The organism is Rathayibacter sp. AY1E6 (assembly GCF_002931115.1).
GTDB lineage: Bacteria > Actinomycetota > Actinomycetes > Actinomycetales > Microbacteriaceae > Rathayibacter.
Window position 1 is genome coordinate 16,363 of sequence record NZ_PSVK01000019.1, and the last position, 16,030, is coordinate 32,392.

The window sequence follows — 16,030 nt, forward strand, 5'->3', positions numbered from 1 at the left end:
CCCGGCCGCCGGTCCGCGGGATGCGGAGCGGCCGGGGCGGATCCCTCCTCCGTGCCGGCCGGATCAGACGGTCGAGCCGTCGCTGACGTGCTCGAGGTCCTCGTCGAGGCGCCCGATCCGCGGCGCGCGCCGCTCGAGCACGGCCATCGCGACGAATCCGAGCCCGCAGCCGAGGAACCAGCTGTAGTCGCCGAGCCAGGTGAACTCCGCGCCTCCCGCCTCCGCGATCCAGCGCGGCACGAGCACCGAGGCGACGGAGGGGACTCCGCCGATCACGGTCGCCCAGACGGCGTTGGGGTTGAAGCCGCGCGAGAACCAGTAGCGGCCCTTCTCGCTCATCGTGTAGAGGTCGTCCACCCAGACGCGCTGGCGGCTGATCAGGTAGTAGCCCGCGATGAGGACGCCGAACAGCGGTCCGATCAGCGCGCCGAGGATGCCGAGCGTGTAGTGGATGGCGGTGTCGTTCGAGTACCAGTTCCACGGGGTGAGCAGCACCGAGCCGACGGCGGCGATCATGCCGCCCATCCGCCAGCTGATCTTCTTCGGGTTGACGTTCGAGAAGTCGAACGCGGGGGAGATGAAGTTGGCGACGATGTTGATGCCGATCGTCGCGATGACGAAGGTGAGCCCGCCGAGGAGCACGGCGAACCAGGTGTCGATCCGCTCGACGGTCTCGATCGGGTCGGTGATCAGCTCGCCGAAGACCGGCACGGTCGCTGAGGCGGTGATCACGGTGAGGAGGGAGAAGAAGAGGAAGTTGATCGGGAGGCCGAGCAGGTTGCCGCGCTTCACGGCGCCGTAGCTGCGGGCGTACCGGGAGAAGTCGCCGAAGTTGAGCATCGGGCCCGAGAAGTAGGAGACGACCAGGGCGACGGCCGAGATCATCACCGGCACCGCGGCGGCGAGGTCGAGCGGCTCCCCGGAGCCGAGGGTGAGCGAGATGTTCTCCCAGCCCGCCTGCGACACCAGGTAGACGGCCAGCACCAGCATCACCACGTAGACCGCCGGTCCCGCCCAGTCGATGAAGCGGCGGATCGACTCCATGCCCCGCCAGAACAGCGCGGCCTGCGCGACCCAGAGGATCGCGTAGGAGAGGTAGCCCAGGGCCGAGAGGCCGAGGAACGACGCCTCGGGCGTGTTCAGGGCGGCCATGCCCGGGAAGAACTTGAGGAAGACGATGTTCAGCGACTGCGCCGCCAGGTAGGTCTGCACGCCGTACCAGGCGATCGCGATCAGTCCGCGGATGATCGCCGGGATGTTCGCGCCGCGGATGCCGAAGATCGCGCGGTTGATGACGGGGTAGGGCACGCCGGTGACCTGGCTGGGCTTGGCGACGAGGTTGCAGAAGACCTGCACGATCACGATGCCCACCACCAGGGCGACGAGCACCTGCCAGCCGGCCAGGCCCAGCGCGAAGAGCGAGCCCGCGGTCACGTACCCGCCGACGCTGTGCACGTCCGACATCCAGAACGCGAAGATGTTGTAGCTCGACCAGCGCTGCTTCCGGAGCGGGGCGAGGTCCTCGTTGGAGAGGCGGTCGTCGTAGCCGGCGCTCGCCGCGGCGGCGGGATCCGGATCGACGGGGGGAGCGGTGACTCGGGGTGCGGTGACGCGGTCGGACATGGGTGGATCCACCTCTCGGGCGGTCGTGCGCAGAGCGGCACGGAGCGGATGTGTCAGGGTGGTCGGGACGTCCGGCCGAGGAGGCGGGGCGTCGCGGAGAGTGTTCCGAGTGAAGTGATCACTTCACCCGGGCCACGCTACGAGTCGGGAGGCCGCCGCTCGTTTCGGCTCCGTTACGGCTGTGTGACGATCCGCGAGAGGGGACGGGCCATGCCCTCCGACGACACCGCGCCCGACGAGGCGGCCGCCCGGGCGATCGCGGACGGGGCCGGACTCGGCGCCCGGCTGCGGGAGCTGCGGCTCTCGGCGGGCCTGTCGCTGAAGGCACTCGCCGGGCGACTCGGCATCTCCGTGAGCGCCGTCTCGCAGATCGAGCGCGGAGCGATGCAGCCCTCGGTCGGCCGGCTGATCGCCCTCGTGGACGCGCTGGGGGTCCCGCTGTCCGCCGTGTTCGACCAGGGCGCGTCGGCGCCGGTCGAGACCGCGGTCGTCCGGGCGCGCGAGTCGGCGCCCGTGGCGCTCGAGGGCGGAGTGCTGTTCCGCCGTCTGGCGCCGCGTCCGCTGGACGCCGTCGACTTCTTCGAGTCGACCTACCCGCCGGGCTCGACCTCGACGGCGCACCGGCAGCTGCTCCGCCACGACGGGTTCGAGATGGGGACGGTGACGCTCGGAGAGCTGACGGTCGAGTTCGAGGACGAGTCGGTCGTCCTCGGGCCGGGCGACGCCATCACGTTCCCGTGCGAGCGGCCGCACCGCATGGTCAACACGGGCTCGACCACGGCGATCGCGACCTGGCTGATCGTCCACCGCTGACACCGCGCCGGTGCTTCGTGCCGGACCCCTGGCGGCACCACCTGCGTATGGGACCCTGGTCCTCGCTCCTCCACAACCGGCGGACGACCGTCTCCTGTCCACACCCCGGTCGGGATCGGGGCGCGGCGGGCCCTCGGTGTCGGTACCGCCTGGTGGGCTGGTCTCCTCGACCGAGGGGTGCGGAACGTGGAGGAGCGGATGGACGGCAGGAACGACGAGGGGTGCCCGCGCTGGTGCGCGGGCGAGCACGACGAGCTGGTCGCGGCGGGGGAGCGGCTGCACCGCTCCGCGGCGAGCTCGCTCCCGGTGGTGCTCTGGGCGGGCCGAGACGGGGCCGCGGGCGCGACGGTGCACGTCTCCCTGTGCCGCCCGGGGGAGTCGGGGGAGGACAGGCTCCGCCTGGAGGCCGACGGGCTCGGCGAGGTCGACCTCGATCTCAGCTCGGGGTCGCGGCTGGCCGGCGCGGTGCTCCGGCTACTCGGCGCCTCGTGAGGTGCGCGGCGGATCGGGCGGCAGGAGGTCCGTCAGCTCGATCTCGAGCGCCTCGCAGAGCGCGAGGAGGGTGTGCAGCGTGGGGTTCGCAGGCGAGCCGGGCTTCGACTCGCCCTTCTCGAACTTCTGGTAGGTGTAGCCCGCGAGCCCGGCCGCGTGGGCGATCCGCTCCTGGCTGGCGCCCTTGGCGATGCGGGCCCGGTGCATGTTGGTGCCGAGCTCGCGGGCGTAGGTCGCCCAGTCGCGCTCGGGAGTGGGTGTCGACATGCCCGCCAGCTTCGGAGAAGTTCGGCCACGGGTCAGCCATACACGGATGGGAAATTCCCGGTGGTCATACCCGGGTGACCACCGGCGGCGCCTCCGGAGCCCCGAGGGCCCCGCGACGGCAGCGCCTAGTATGGCCGGGTGCCAGTGAACCCCGAACTCGTCGGGCGCGTCTTCGCGCCCACGGAGCCCTATCAGGTGGGGCGCGAGAAGGTGCGCGAGTTCGCCCGCGCCGTCTCCGCGACCTCCCCCCTGCACCACGACGTCGAGGCCGCCCGCGCCGCCGGGCACCCCGACCTCGTCGCTCCGCCCACCTTCGCCGTCGTCGTGCAGGAGTTCACGCTCCAGCAGCTGCTCGCCGAGCCCGACGGCGGGATCGACTTCAGCCGCGTCGTGCACGGAGACCAGCGCTTCGTGCTGTCCCGTCCGGTCGTCGCCGGCGACGAGCTGACCGCGACCCTCTCGGTCGCCGCCATCAAGAAGCTCGGCGCCCACTCGATGGTCACCACCGAGTCCCGCATGGTCGACGCGAGCGGCGAGCACGTCGTCACCGCGATCTCGACCCTCGTGGTCAGGGGAGACGAATGAGCACCGCACTGCCCGCTCTCGCCGAGCTGAGCGTCGGCCAGGTCGTCGCCGAGAGCCGCTTCACGATCGACCGCGGCACCCTGGTGCGCTACGCGGGCGCCTCGGGCGACTTCAACCCCATCCACTACCGCGACGACGTCGCCGCCGAGGTCGGCCTGCCCGGCGTGCTCGCGCACGGCATGCTCACGATGGGCACCGCGGTGCAGGTCGTCGTCGACTGGGTCGGGGACCCCGGACGCGTGGTCGACTACCAGGTGCGCTTCACCCGCCCCGTCGTGGTGGACCCGCGCGACGGCGCCGCGATCGACGTGGTCGCCAGGATCGGTGCTGTGAACGCCGAGGAGGGCTGGGTCCGCGTCGACCTCGCCGTCTCGGTCGAGGGCCAGTCCGTCCTCGGCAAGGCCCAGGCGCGGGTCCGACTCGCGTGAGCTCCGCGCCGCTGCTCTCCGCCCTGACCACCCTCCGCGTCGGCGGACCCGCCGAGCGCCTCGTCGAGCCCGCCACCGAGGCGGAGCTGGTCGAGACGCTCGTCGGCCTGTGGTCGGAGGACGAGCCGTGGCTGCTGCTCGGCGGCGGCTCCAACCTCCTCGTGGGCGACGACGGGGTCGAGGGCACGGTCGTGCGCGTGCGCACCACCGGCGTCGAGCGGCTCCCCTCCGACGAGCCGGGGCGCGTGCTCCTGCGGGTGCAGGCGGGCGAGTCGTGGGACGGCCTCGTCGCGACGACGGTGGAGCGCGGCTGGGCGGGCCTCGAGGCCCTCAGCGGCATCCCCGGCACGGTCGGTGCGTCGCCGGTGCAGAACATCGGCGCCTACGGCCAGGAGCTCTCGGACACGCTGGTCGCGGTCGACTTCCTCGACGAGGGCGCCCGCGAGCCCGTCCGGCTGACGGCGGAGGAGCTGCAGTTCGCCTACCGCACCTCCGTGATCAAGCAGGGCCGCCGGGGCGCGGTGCTGGCCGTCGAGTTCGCGCTCGAGGAGGTCGGCGCCGAGGGCGACGGCACTCCCGTCGCCTACGGTCAGCTGGCGTCGGCGCTCGGAGTCGCGCTCGGCGACCGCGTGCCGCTCGCGCGGGTGCGCGAGACCGTGCTGGCGCTGCGTGCGGGCAAGGGCATGGTCCTCGATCCGGAGGACCCGGACACCGCGAGCGCCGGCTCCTTCTTCACCAACCCCCTCGTCACGAGCGCGTTCGCCGACTCCCTGCCGCCCGAGGCGCCGCGCTGGCCGGTCGAGCCGACGGCGGAGGCGCCCGTCATCACCCCGCTCGCCGCGGTCGAGGCAGGAGCGCCCGTCGGGCTGCCCGTGCCTCCCCGCGCCGACGGCCTGGTGAAGCTCAGCGCCGCGTGGCTGATCGAGCACGCCGGCGTCTCGCGCGGTTTCGCCCTGCCCGGCTCGCGGGCCGCCGTGTCGAGCAAGCACACCCTCGCCCTGACCAACCGCGGAGGAGCGACGGCCGAACAGGTCGCCGAGCTCGCCCGGTACGTCCAGGGCCGCGTCCTGGCGGAGTTCGGCGTGCTGCTGCACCCCGAGCCCGTCGTGGTCGGCACCGCGGTCTGAGTCCGCGCGGTCTGCGCGCGCAGGCCCCGCGCTCGCGGGGACGCGCGCCCTCCGGCCGCGGCCTCCTCCGGCTCAGCTGTCGCGGCGGATCCAGCGGAAGCCGAAGCGGCAGGCGACGAGCCCCACGACGAGCCAGATACCGAGCACCAGCGCGACGCCGCCGAGGTCCCACGACCCGTTCACCTCCGCCTCCTCGAACCCGCTCGGCAGGAACACGGCGCGCATGCCCTGCGCGATCCACTTGAGCGGGAAGACGCTCGCCGTGTTCTGCAGCCAGTCCGGCAGCGTCGTGAACGACAGGTACGACCCCGAGATGAACTGCAGCACGAGCAGCGGCGGCACGATCACGGCGGTCGCGCTCTTGCCCGAGCGGGGCAGCGCGGAGACGGCGATGCCGAGGATGGCCGACGTCGCGACTCCTGCCAGGTAGACCCAGGCGAAGGTCGCCCAGCGCCCGCTGTCGGTGGGCAGCTCGACCGAGAACACCGTCGCCGCGACGAGGAGCAGCAGGGCCGTCTGCGCGAGGCTCGTCACGAGCACCTGGCCGAACTTGCCGATGAAGTAGCTGAAGACCGGCAGCGGTGCCCCCGCGAGGCGCTTGAGCGTGCCGTCGCCGCGCTCGACCGCGATGTCGACGCCCAGGTTCTGGACGCCCGAGAGCAGGATCCCGGCCGCGGCGAGGCCCGGCACGTAGTACTCGGCCATCGGGATGCCCGGGTCCTGCGGGTTCGCCTGCATCACCGCGGTGTCGCCGAACGCGACCGAGAAGATCGTCAGGAGCAGCACCGGGAAGAGGAAGGTGAAGAACACCTGGTCCGGAGCGCGGAAGTACGAGCGGATCTCGTAGCGGGCGCGGGCGAGTCCGAGGCGGACGGTGCGTCCCGGGCCAGTGGAGAGGGTGCGGGGGCGGGTGGCGACGGCGGTCACGCGGGCTCTCCGATCAGGTCGACCGCGTCGCGGTCCTCGCGGATGAGGTCGAGGTAGATGTCCTCGAGGCTGGGGCGGACGACCTCGAGCGCCGTCGGCTCCCCGATCCGGGCGTGCAGCTCGGCGACGGTCCGGGCGGGCTCGGTGGTGCGCAGCCGGTGCAGCACGCCGTCCTCGCGCCACTGCACGATCGGGACGCGCGCCTCGTCCCCTCCGATCGCGCTCATCGGGCCGATGGCCAGGAGCCGCCCGCCGGAGATCACGGCGGCGCGGTCGCCGAGGCGGGCGGCCTCGTCGAGGTAGTGGGTGGTGAGCAGGATGGTCGTGCCCTCGCTCTTGAGCAGAGCGATCAGGTCCCAGAAGGAGTGGCGGGCCTCGGGGTCGAATCCCGTGGTGGGCTCGTCGAGGAACACCAGCTCGGGACGGCCGATGATGCCGAGGGCGACGTCGACACGGCGGCGCTGGCCGCCGGAGAGGCGCCCGATGCGCGAGCGGGCCTTGGACGTCAGCCCGACGGCCTCGATGGTCTCGTCGACGTCGCGCGGTCGCGGATAGAGGCTGGCGAAGTGCGCGATCTGCTCGCGGACCGTCGCGTTGCCGGACTCGCCGCTGGACTGCAGGACGATCCCCAGACGCGCCTTCCACGCCAGGTCGCCGTGGCGCGGGTCGACCCCGAGCACCGACACCTCGCCGCCGGAGCGGTCGCGGTAGCCCTCGAGGATCTCGATGGTCGTCGACTTCCCGGCGCCGTTCGGGCCGAGGAGCGCGAAGGTCTCGCCCCGGTGGATGTCGAAGGAGACTCCCGCGACCGCCGGAGCGCCCCCGTAGTCCTTCCGCAGGTCGCGGACTCGGACGGCGTGGTCTTCGCTCATCGTCACAGCGTGCCCTGTCGCACCCCTCCGGCGACAGTGATCCCCGATTTCCGCCTCCCTCTTGCCCTCCCCGCCCCGAGATGCCAGGCACCCCTCACCTGTCGGACAGGCGCGTCGCAGTACCCGCCGGTCACCGTGAGGCACGGTCGAGCGGCGACCGGCGATCCGCGTGTCGGCGGATCGTCGTCCGCGCTGCGCATCCCGCTCTCTGCGACGCACCTCGTCGTCGAGCCGGCCGCGGCCTATCGACGACGCAGGAGGAGAGGGGCTAGACGGTGCCGAAGAGCCGCTGCAAGCGGCGCACGCCCTCGAGGAGCGCGTCGTCGCCGAGGGCGTAGGACAGGCGGAGGTAGCCGCTCGGTCCGAAGGCCTCCCCGGGGACGGTGGCGACCTCGGCCTGCTCGAGGATGAGGTCGGCGAGCTCGAGGGAGGTCGTCGGGGTGGTGCCGTTCCACTCGCGGTTCAGCAGCCCGTTCACGTCGGGGTAGACGTAGAACGCGCCGCCGGGGGTGGGGCACTCGATCCCGTCGATCGCGTTCAGCTCGGCGACGATGGTGCGGCGGCGGCGGTCGAAGGCCAGGCGCATCTCCTCGGCCGGCTCCTGCGGGCCGGTGAGGGCGGCGATCGCGGCGCGCTGCGAGATGTTCGAGACGTTGCTCGAGAGGTGCGACTGGAGGTTCGAGGCGCCCTTGATCGCGTCGGCCGGGCCGACCATCCATCCGACGCGCCAGCCGGTCATCGCGTAGGTCTTCGCGACGCCGTTGACGAGGATCGTCCGGTCGCGCAGGGCCGGCACCGCCTCGACGATCGAGGTCGCGTGCTCGAGCGGGCTCGCGTCGTCCTGGTCGCCGGTGGAGTAGACGAGGTTCTGGTAGATCTCGTCGGCGATGATCCAGAGGCCGTGCTCCTCGGCCCACTCGCCGATCTCGCGGGTCTGCTCGGCCGAGTAGACGGCGCCGGTGGGGTTGGAGGGGGAGACGAACAGGAGCACCTTGGTGCGCTCGGTGCGCGCGGCCTCCAGCTGCTCGACCGTGACCAGGTAGCCCTGGTCGGCGCCCGCGAACACGTCCACCTGCACGCCGCCGGCGAGCTTGATCGCCTCGGGGTAGGTGGTCCAGTACGGGGTCGGCACCAGCACCTCGTCGCCGTCGTCGAGGAGGGTCTGGAAGGCCTGGTAGACGGCCTGCTTGCCGCCGTTGGTGACCACGACCTGCGAGGGGTCGACGGCCCATCCGGAGTCGCGCGCCGTCTTCTCCGCGATGGCCGCGCGGAGGTCGGGGAGGCCCGCCGCGGGGGTGTAGCGGTAGTTCCTCGGGTCGAGCACGGCGGCCGAGGCGGCCTCGACGATGTGCTCGGGAGTGAGGAAGTCGGGCTCGCCGGCGGCGTAGGAGACGACCGGGCGGCCCTGGGCCTGGAGGGCCTTCGCCTTGGCGTCGACCTTCAGAGTGGCGGACTCGGCGATGGCGGCGATGCGGGCGGAGATGCGCGTGGTGGAGGACACGACGGCCAGCGTATCCTGCGCGCGCACGGGGCTCCGAGGCCCCCCGCCGCTCGGCTGGACACGCCCAGCGGGTCCACGTACACTCGTCCGAGGTAGTCGATCTCTGCCCTCATCCACAGCGCCCGCGAGGGTCGTGGCGGTGGGGCGGCGGGTCGGTCTCCTCCTCGGATGCTCGCAACGGCATCCATAGGGCGGTGGCTCAATTGGTAGAGCAGCGGTCTCCAAAACCGCAGGTTGCAGGTTCGAGCCCTGTCCGCCCTGCACATCGATGCCCGTCGCACGCGGTCCCCGCGACGCTGCGGTCATCGGTCCAGGGCCGCCCATGACGGGCGGTCGGCCACACCGGAGGTTCCGGTGCGGGAAAGGTGCGTGCAGGTGGCCGGGAAAGCAGTCGACGAGCCGAGCGAGGACGTCGTCGCGATCGCCAATCAGCAGCGAGCCGCGCGGCGCAACCCGTTCGCGCGCATCGCCCTCTTCATCCGGCAGGTCATCGCCGAGCTGAAGAAGGTCGTGACGCCCACCCGCAAGGAGCTGGGCAACTACGTCGTGGTCGTGCTGATCTTCGTCGTCATCATGATGGCGCTGGTGTCCTTCCTCGACTGGGTGTTCGCCCTGGCCGTGACGTACGTGTTCGGCACACCCGCCGCCTGACCCGAGAGCATCCGGGCCGCGCGAGCGGAGGGTGCCGGCGACAGCGGGACGCGCCCCGAGGGGCGCGACCGATCGATCGAGAGAGAGTTGTGACGAGTGTCTGACAGAAACCGCGACGACGTCGACTGGGCGACGGCTGCCGAGCAGTCGTCGGAGGTCGAGGAGGAGCAGGAGGGCGACGTCCAGTCGCAGGCTGAGGACGCCGTCGAGCCCGCCGAGCAGGGTGCGCTGAGCATCATCGACGAGAACGAGTCCGAGGACGACCTCGCCTCCGACCTCGAGGCAGCGCTGGACGCCATCGGCTCCGTCGACGACCCCGAGGCCGACTCCGCGGTCGACGAGGCCGCGCACATCGACACCGTCGAGGAGGCCGAAGCGGCCCTCGAGGCCGTCGAGGACGAGGCCGAGGTCGCCGCCGAGGACGCCGAGTCCGCCGGTGAGGACCTCGCCGACATCGACCCGTACGAGGCCTTCCGCACCGAGCTGCGCGGCAAGCCGGGCAAGTGGTACGTCATCCACTCCTACGCCGGCTTCGAGAAGCGCGTGAAGTCGAACATCGAGAACCGCAAGGTCTCGCTCGAGGCCGAGGACTACATCTTCGAGGTCCAGGTCCCGATGGAGGACGTGGTCGAGATCAAGAACGGCCAGCGCAAGATGGTCACCCGCGTGCGCATCCCCGGCTACGTGCTGGTGCGCATGGACCTCAACGAGGACTCGTGGTCGGTCGTCCGCCACACGCCGGGCGTCACCGGCTTCGTGGGCAACGCCCACAACCCGACCCCGCTGCGCTTCGAGGAGGCCTTCACGATGCTGAAGAGCCTCGTCGAGATCAAGGACGTCGCCCCCTCGAAGACCTCCGGCGCCAAGGGCCAGAAGCAGGCCCAGCGCGTGCTGCCCGCCGAGGTCGACTTCGAGATCGGCGAGACCATCACCATCAAGGAGGGCTCGTTCGCGGGTCTTCCCGGCTCGATCAGCGAGATCAAGCCCGAGAGCGGCAAGCTCACCGTGCTCGTCTCGCTCTTCGAGCGCGAGACCCCGGTCGAGCTGTCGTTCGACCAGGTCACCAAGCTCTGACGCGTCGCCTCCGCGCCGCGTGAACGCCCCCTCCGCACGTCGGAGGGGGCGTTCGCCGTTCCGGGCGGCGCCCCCTCCGGCACCGCCCCACGCGCCCCCGGGCGTCGGCACCTCCTCCGCCCTGTCGGGGGTGGCCCCGCTCGTGTAAGCTCGTACGGGTTTTCGTGTCGGCGCCCGCCTCTGTGCGCGCCGGACGACCCTCCTCCACCGCGATCCGGCACCGTCGGATGCGCGGGAGAGCGGCCGGGAGCCCCCGACCGCTCGAACCCTGAGAAAAGGAATCAGAATGGCCCCCAAGAAGAAGGTCACCGGCCTGATCAAGCTCCAGATCAAGGCCGGCGCGGCCAACCCCGCGCCCCCGATCGGTCCGGCGCTCGGTCAGCACGGCGTCAACATCATGGAGTTCTGCAAGGCGTACAACGCGCAGACCGAGTCGCAGCGCGGCAACGTCATCCCCGTCGAGATCACCGTCTACGAGGACCGCTCGTTCACCTTCGTGCTGAAGACCCCGCCCGCGGCGGAGCTCATCAAGAAGGCCGCCGGCGTCGCCAAGGGCTCCTCGACCCCGCACACCGTGAAGGTCGCGAAGCTCACCCAGGCGCAGGTCCGCGAGATCGCCGAGGCGAAGCAGGTCGACCTTAACGCCAACGACATCGACGCCGCCGCGAAGATCATCGCCGGCACCGCCCGCTCGATGGGCATCACGGTCGAGTAGCGCGACGCGCTGCTCGACGGCGGGAGCGACGCGCCCACCGGCGCGGACCCACCGCGGAAGCCTCGAGAACCCGACGGCGGCCCCTCAGCGGGGTCGCGCGCCCGGTCCGGAAGCGCCTCCGCAGGACCTCTCCGCCTCCCGCGAGCAGCAGTCACGGCCGCGATCGCGGCACCACCAGAACTCCATCACCCCCGTGGGAGAGCCCGCCAGGCTCTAGAACCACATTCTCGTTTCAAGGAGAAACAACATGGCACAGAAGTCGAAGGCCTACCGGGCCGCCGCGGCCAAGCTCGAAGAGGGCAAGTTCTACACGGCCGACGAGGCCGTCGCGCTTGCCCGCGAGACCGGTTCCGCCAAGTTCAACAGCACCGTCGAGGTCGCCCTCAAGCTCGGTGTCGACCCCCGCAAGGCCGACCAGATGGTCCGCGGCACGGTCATCCTGCCCCACGGCACGGGCAAGACCGCCCGCGTCATCGTGTTCGCGACCGGTCCGGCCGCCGAGGCCGCGCTGGCCGCCGGTGCCGACGAGGTCGGCGGCGCCGAGCTCATCGAGAAGGTCGCGGGCGGGTACACCTCGTTCGACTCCGCCGTCTCGACCCCGGAGCTCATGGGCCAGGTCGGCCGTCTCGGAAAGGTGCTCGGCCCCCGCGGCCTCATGCCCAACCCGAAGACCGGCACCGTGACCCCGGACGTGGCGAAGGCCGTGACCGAGATCAAGGGCGGAAAGATCGAGTTCCGCGTCGACAAGCACGCCAACGTGCACCTCGTCGTGGGCAAGGCCGCGTTCACCGAGGAGCAGCTCCAGGAGAACTTCAAGACCGCGCTCGACGAGATCCTCCGCCTCAAGCCGTCCTCCTCGAAGGGCCGCTACATCCAGAAGGCCGCCGTCTCGACGACCTTCGGCCCCGGCATCCCGCTGGACGTCAACGTCCTGGCCTGAGCCGAGCATGCACTGACGTGAGGAGGGGGTCCGCTTCGGCGGGCCCCCTCCTTCGTCGTCCCGGCATACTGGACCGGTGATCCGCCGCTCCACTCCGTCGCGTCTCCCGTGACCGTCCGCCGCGCATCGGCCGCCGATGCCGAGGCCCTGGCCGAGCTGGCCGCCGCGACCTTCCCGCTGGCCTGCCCGCCGCACACCACCGCGGAGGCGAAGGCCGAGTTCGTGCGCACCGTGCTCTCGGTCGAGCGCTTCCGCGACCACCTCGCCGATCCGCTCCGCTCGCTCCTGGTCGACGACGACTCCGGCGCGCTGACCGGCTACGCGATGCTCGTGCGCGGGGAGCCCGCCGACGCCGACGTCGTCGCGGCGATCCGGCTGCGTCCGACCGTCGAGCTCAGCAAGTTCTACCTCCTGCCCGGCCGGCACGGCTCCGGAGCGGCGGCCGCGCTGATGGCCGCGACCCTCGAGGAGGCGCGGGCACACGGTGCCGCGGGCGTCTGGCTCGGCGTCAACGAGGAGAACGCGCGTGCTCAGCGGTTCTACTCCAAGCACGGCTTCGCGGTCGTCGGCCGCAAGCGCTTCCTCGTCGGCGACCGCTGGGAGGACGACGTCGTCCTCGAGCGCTCTCTCGCCTGACCCTCCCCGCGAGACGCCACCCGGGTACGCGACCCGCTCCGCGCGGCGTAACCGAGTGGCCTCTCGCCGAGGTCAGCCCTCGGAGACGGTGAGGACGATCTTGCCGCGGGTGTGGCCCGTCTCGAGCTGCTCGTGCGCCTCGCAGGCGCGGGCGAGGGGGAAGATGCCGTCGATGAAGACGCGGACGTCGCCCGACTCGAGAAGGCGCGAGACCACGCCGAGGGTCGCCCTGTCGGGAGCGACGCGGTAGGTGGAGGCGCGCACGCCCGCAGCGGCCGCCTCCTCGAAGAACCCGGGCCAGCTCCCGGTGGGCGCGTTCACGATCAGGCCCCCGGGGCGGAGGACCCTCAGCGAGCGCGAGCCCGTGTCGTCGTGGACGTTGCCGACCAGATCGATGACCACGTCGACGCCGGACAGCAGCTCGTCGAAGCGCTCGGCGGTGTGGTCGATCACCTGCGCGGCGCCGAGCTCGTGCAGCCACTGCAGGTTGCGGGTTGAGCCGGTCGCGACCACCGAGGCGCCGAAGTAGGCGGCGAACTGCACCGCGAAGTGGCCGACTCCGCCCGACCCGGCATGGATGAGGATCCGCTGACCCTCGTGCGCCTTGGCGAGCTCGACGACCATGCCCCAGGCGGTGAGCGCCGCGAGCGGGACGCCGGCCGCTTCGACATGGGAGAGCGTCGACGGCTTCCGCGCGATGGAGACGCTCGGCACGCTGACGTACTCCGCGTAGGAGCCCGAGTAGCGCGGCACCATGACGAAGCCGTAGACCTCGTCGCCCGGCCGCAGCGGATGCGCCGGGTAGGGGCTCGAGACGACGACGCCCGAGAAGTCGTGGCCGAGGACCGCAGGGTAGGAGGCGATCTGCGAGGCGACCCCCTGGCCCGCGCGCGTCTTCGCGTCGAGCGGGTTCACGCCGGCCGCGACCACCTTCACGGTGAACTCGGCGTTGATGGCGGAGGGTGTCGGCACGGTCGCCAGGTGCAGGGCGGAGGCGTCGCCCGGCGCGTCGATCACCGCCGCCGTCATCGTGTCGGGGAGGACGACCTCCTCCGGGATCTCGCCGATCGCGAGGCCGTGCCCGAGCGCGCTGGTGTGCATCGTCGCCTTTCCTGTCGCTGAGGCGTGCGGGTGGAGCGTGCCGAGGACGTCGCCCCCGATCCCCGCATCCGACGCCGCGACCAGTCAATCGAGGCAATGAGTCGGCGCTGTTACGGGGGTGTCACCCTCGGGAGAAGATTGGCGCGCGGAGCCGCGGGCGCCCGGTCTGGCACGATGAGGGGATGCGACGCCGACGTACCCTGCTGGTCGGCGGTGCCCTCCTTGTCCTGGCCGGGCTCGTGGTCCTCCTGGCCGCCCGGATCAGCATCGGCACCAGCCGCTGGGTCTACGTCAGCGAGATGGGCGCGCCGGACCTGCCGACGGCGGGCGCCTTCGAGGCCGCCCTTCTGCTCGTGGCGGCCGGCGGTGCGCTGATCGCCGCGGGCGCCTGGCCCGTGCGCGCCCGCCTGCTGCCCGCCCTCCGCCCGGCGGGCGCGATCCTCCTGGCGGCCGCCTGCTTCGCGCTCGCCTCGCAGGTGACCTGCACGGCGGGCTGCCCGCTGCCGGTCGGGCCGGCCTTCCGCTGGCAGGACCTCATCCACACCTCGGCCGCCGTGCTCGGCTTCGGGGCCGCCTGCGCCGCGATGCTCCAGCTGGCGACCGTGCGGGGGCGCCCTGCGGTCGCGCGGCTCTCGCTCGCCGCCGGGATCTCGGTGGCGGTCGTCGCCGGGACGGGCGGGATCCTGTCGCTCCTGCGCGTGTGGCTGCGGCTCGGCGGCACGCTCGAATTCGTGGCGACGGCGATCGCAGTGCTCTGGCTCGCGTTCGTCGGCCTGGTGCTCGCGCTCGAGGACCTCAGCGCTGAGCGAGCCAGCCGCGGACGTGCCCGCGGATCCGGTCCTGCTGAGCGGCGAAGCCCTCCTCCCGCGACGGCACCCGCTCGCAGTCCGCATCCGGAAGAGCCCTAGCCCACGCCTCCGCGACCTCGACCGGGTGCACGGGGTCGCGCTCGGCCGCGATCACCAGGGTGCGCGCGATGACCTCGCCCAGCTCTCCGGAGTCGCGGTAGGCGGCGTTCCGCGGGATCTGGGCGAGCCGGACGGCGCGCTCGGCCGCGCGCGGGGAGCGGAACTGCAGCGTCAGCGCCTCCGCCGACGCGGGGGACACCTCGGCGGCGCGCGCGAACAGGCCCGAGGCGCGGAACATCCGCTCGCCGCGCTTCGCGCCGTGGTCGTGCAGCAGCTGCGCGATGACGGGGAACACGGTGAGGTTCTCGGGCAGCGGCTCGGCGGTGAAGGCGGGACGCACGAAGACGGCGCGGTCGATCGGCAGCACGCGTCGGACCGCGAGGCGCAGGGCGATCGCGGCGCCCATCGAGATGCCGAGCACCGTGAGCGGCTTGTGCGCGGCTCCGGCGCGCACGACCTCCTCCGTCACCTCGTCGGCGAGCGCCTCGAGGGCGAAGTCGCCGGGCGCGCCGATCAGCTCGGAGGCGCCGTGGGCGCGGACGTCCGGAGCGATGACCTCGCTGCCGGCGGGGAGGGCGGAGCGCAGCAGCCCCAGCGGCTGGGAGCGGTCGCCGCCCAGGCCGTGCAGGAGGAGGACCGTCACCGGGCGCGCGTCCGCTCGTGCAGCTCGGCCATCAGCATCCCCGCCAGCCGCACGAGGATGTGGATCTCGTCCTCGTCGCGGTCGACCCAGCGGGAGTTCGGCTCGCCCTCGATCGGCACGAAGTCGCGGTGCTGCTCCCAGACGACGAGCGTGCGCTCGGCGCCGAGGACGTACTGCTGCCAGAAGACCTGCCGCAGGTAGTGGCGCGGGATGCTCCGCCACGGCTTCGTCGTGGTCTTGATCTCGCAGAGCTCGAGCCGGCCGTCCTCGCGGAGGCCGATGCCGTCGGGCGTGGCGAGGTGGCGCCGCTCCTGGCTCGCGTGGAAGAGGGTGCTGCTGGGCTCGATCGCGTGCTCGCTCCGCACCCAGGCGGCGATCTCGGGCTCGCGGGCGCGGCCGTGGTCGGTGAAGGCGTTGCCGCCGAAGCCGGTGCCGTAGAGCTTGTCGAGCGCTGCCTTGCCGATCGCGGCGGGGGAGGAGAGGCGGGCGACGTCGGTCGCCGTGATGCCGCGCGAGCGGGCGCGGAGCCAGGCGACGCGGTCCGAGGAGTCGGCGACGACCCTCCGGAGGTGCGGGGGCTCGGCGTCCGTGAAGACGGGCTGCGTCTCCCAGGGGAAGGAGAGCTGCAGGTCGGGCACCGATTCATTCTCTGCCCCCTGCGGCGCCCGGTCGAATCGGCACGCCGACCCGCGGCGTCTCACCGGGGCGGGACGGCTCGCGCCGGCGG

The 16,030-nt window shown here is 72.2% G+C and carries 19 protein-coding genes and 1 tRNA gene; 12 read left to right on the forward strand and 8 right to left on the reverse strand.

The genetic code is table 11. The features are described 5' to 3' along the window. Window positions 1–63: 63 nt before the first annotated feature. Window positions 64–1,623, reverse strand: a complete 1,560-nt coding sequence (locus C5C46_RS13370) for an NCS1 family nucleobase:cation symporter-1 (RefSeq protein ID WP_104227042.1) — start codon at window positions 1,621–1,623, stop codon at window positions 64–66. A 210-nt stretch (window positions 1,624–1,833) separates the two neighbouring features. On the opposite strand from C5C46_RS13370, the gene C5C46_RS13375 reads away from it, so the two are divergent. Together C5C46_RS13375 and C5C46_RS13380 are read left to right on the forward strand one after the other, a co-directional pair. Further along, window positions 1,834–2,436, forward strand: a complete 603-nt coding sequence (locus C5C46_RS13375) for a helix-turn-helix domain-containing protein (protein ID WP_104227043.1) — start codon at window positions 1,834–1,836, stop codon at window positions 2,434–2,436. A gap of 198 nt (window positions 2,437–2,634) precedes the next feature. Then, window positions 2,635–2,928, forward strand: coding sequence for a DUF6907 domain-containing protein (locus C5C46_RS13380; RefSeq protein ID WP_104227044.1), 294 nt, complete (start codon window positions 2,635–2,637; stop codon window positions 2,926–2,928). Here C5C46_RS13380 and C5C46_RS13385 read toward each other — a convergent pair. Beyond that, on the reverse strand, window positions 2,911–3,195 hold the full coding sequence (locus tag C5C46_RS13385; RefSeq protein ID WP_104223625.1) for a helix-turn-helix domain-containing protein: 285 nt from the start codon (window positions 3,193–3,195) through the stop codon (window positions 2,911–2,913). The two genes, C5C46_RS13380 and C5C46_RS13385, sit on opposite strands and share 18 nt — an antisense overlap. A 138-nt stretch (window positions 3,196–3,333) precedes the next feature. On the opposite strand from C5C46_RS13385, the gene C5C46_RS13390 reads away from it, so the two are divergent. Genes C5C46_RS13390 through C5C46_RS13400 form a run of 3 tightly spaced genes read left to right on the forward strand, consistent with a single transcriptional unit; the run spans window position 3,334 to window position 5,335 of the window. Continuing rightward, entirely contained in the window at window positions 3,334–3,780 is a 447-nt protein-coding gene (locus tag C5C46_RS13390) for a MaoC family dehydratase N-terminal domain-containing protein (RefSeq protein ID WP_104227045.1), read from the forward strand. Continuing rightward, the gene (locus C5C46_RS13395) at window positions 3,777–4,208 is read left to right on the forward strand and encodes a MaoC/PaaZ C-terminal domain-containing protein (protein ID WP_104227046.1); all 432 of its coding nucleotides are present in this window, start codon (window positions 3,777–3,779) and stop codon (window positions 4,206–4,208) included. The genes C5C46_RS13390 and C5C46_RS13395 overlap by 4 nt, the downstream gene beginning before the upstream one ends. Continuing rightward, window positions 4,205–5,335, forward strand: coding sequence for a UDP-N-acetylmuramate dehydrogenase (locus C5C46_RS13400; RefSeq protein WP_104227047.1), 1,131 nt, complete (start codon window positions 4,205–4,207; stop codon window positions 5,333–5,335). Before C5C46_RS13395 ends, C5C46_RS13400 begins: the two co-directional genes overlap by 4 nt. A 72-nt stretch (window positions 5,336–5,407) precedes the next feature. Here C5C46_RS13400 and C5C46_RS13405 read toward each other — a convergent pair whose 3' ends face one another. The 3 genes from C5C46_RS13405 to C5C46_RS13415 form a co-directional block, all read right to left on the reverse strand. Then, window positions 5,408–6,262 carry an ABC transporter permease gene (locus C5C46_RS13405; protein WP_104223629.1) on the reverse strand — a complete coding sequence of 285 codons (855 nt, stop codon included), beginning with the start codon at window positions 6,260–6,262 and terminating at the stop codon, window positions 5,408–5,410. Beyond that, a complete protein-coding gene (locus tag C5C46_RS13410; RefSeq protein WP_104223630.1) occupies window positions 6,259–7,134 on the reverse strand; it encodes an ABC transporter ATP-binding protein in 876 nt (291 codons plus the stop codon). Before C5C46_RS13410 ends, C5C46_RS13405 begins: the two co-directional genes overlap by 4 nt. A gap of 268 nt (window positions 7,135–7,402) precedes the next feature. Beyond that, window positions 7,403–8,644 (reverse strand): pyridoxal phosphate-dependent aminotransferase, encoded by a 1,242-nt coding sequence (locus tag C5C46_RS13415; protein WP_374953278.1) that lies wholly within the window; start codon window positions 8,642–8,644, stop codon window positions 7,403–7,405. Window positions 8,645–8,823: 179 nt separating this feature from the next. On the opposite strand from C5C46_RS13415, the gene C5C46_RS13420 reads away from it, so the two are divergent. The 6 genes from C5C46_RS13420 (at window position 8,824) to C5C46_RS13445 (ending at window position 12,651) form a co-directional block, all read left to right on the forward strand. Next, window positions 8,824–8,896, forward strand: a tRNA-Trp gene (locus C5C46_RS13420). A 114-nt stretch (window positions 8,897–9,010) separates the two neighbouring features. After that, entirely contained in the window at window positions 9,011–9,286 is a 276-nt protein-coding gene (gene secE / locus C5C46_RS13425; protein ID WP_068208793.1) for a preprotein translocase subunit SecE, read from the forward strand. Between the two features lie 96 nt (window positions 9,287–9,382). Further along, window positions 9,383–10,360, forward strand: coding sequence for a transcription termination/antitermination protein NusG (nusG, locus tag C5C46_RS13430; protein ID WP_104223631.1), 978 nt, complete (start codon window positions 9,383–9,385; stop codon window positions 10,358–10,360). Between the two features lie 286 nt (window positions 10,361–10,646). After that, the gene (rplK, locus tag C5C46_RS13435) at window positions 10,647–11,075 is read left to right on the forward strand and encodes a 50S ribosomal protein L11 (protein ID WP_104223632.1); all 429 of its coding nucleotides are present in this window, start codon (window positions 10,647–10,649) and stop codon (window positions 11,073–11,075) included. Between the two features lie 247 nt (window positions 11,076–11,322). Continuing rightward, entirely contained in the window at window positions 11,323–12,015 is a 693-nt protein-coding gene (rplA, locus tag C5C46_RS13440; protein ID WP_104223633.1) for a 50S ribosomal protein L1, read from the forward strand. 108 nt (window positions 12,016–12,123) lie between these two features. Beyond that, entirely contained in the window at window positions 12,124–12,651 is a 528-nt protein-coding gene (locus C5C46_RS13445; protein WP_104227048.1) for a GNAT family N-acetyltransferase, read from the forward strand. A 72-nt stretch (window positions 12,652–12,723) separates the two neighbouring features. Here C5C46_RS13445 and C5C46_RS13450 read toward each other — a convergent pair whose 3' ends face one another. Continuing rightward, complete coding sequence (locus C5C46_RS13450; RefSeq protein WP_374953797.1) at window positions 12,724–13,752, reverse strand: NADP-dependent oxidoreductase; 1,029 nt, start codon at window positions 13,750–13,752, stop codon at window positions 12,724–12,726. Window positions 13,753–13,934: 182 nt separating this feature from the next. Between C5C46_RS13450 and C5C46_RS13455 the strand changes: the two genes are divergently transcribed. Then, a complete protein-coding gene (locus C5C46_RS13455; protein WP_104227049.1) occupies window positions 13,935–14,660 on the forward strand; it encodes a DUF998 domain-containing protein in 726 nt (241 codons plus the stop codon). On the opposite strand, the gene C5C46_RS13460 is transcribed toward C5C46_RS13455, so the two are convergent. Next, window positions 14,548–15,303: an alpha/beta fold hydrolase gene (locus C5C46_RS13460; protein WP_181136531.1), complete on the reverse strand. Its 756-nt coding sequence runs from the start codon at window positions 15,301–15,303 to the stop codon at window positions 14,548–14,550. The genes C5C46_RS13455 and C5C46_RS13460 overlap by 113 nt on opposite strands. Then, the gene (locus C5C46_RS16635) at window positions 15,300–15,932 is read right to left on the reverse strand and encodes a YqaJ viral recombinase family protein (protein WP_104223661.1); all 633 of its coding nucleotides are present in this window, start codon (window positions 15,930–15,932) and stop codon (window positions 15,300–15,302) included. Before C5C46_RS16635 ends, C5C46_RS13460 begins: the two co-directional genes overlap by 4 nt. Window positions 15,933–16,030: the final 98 nt, after the last annotated feature.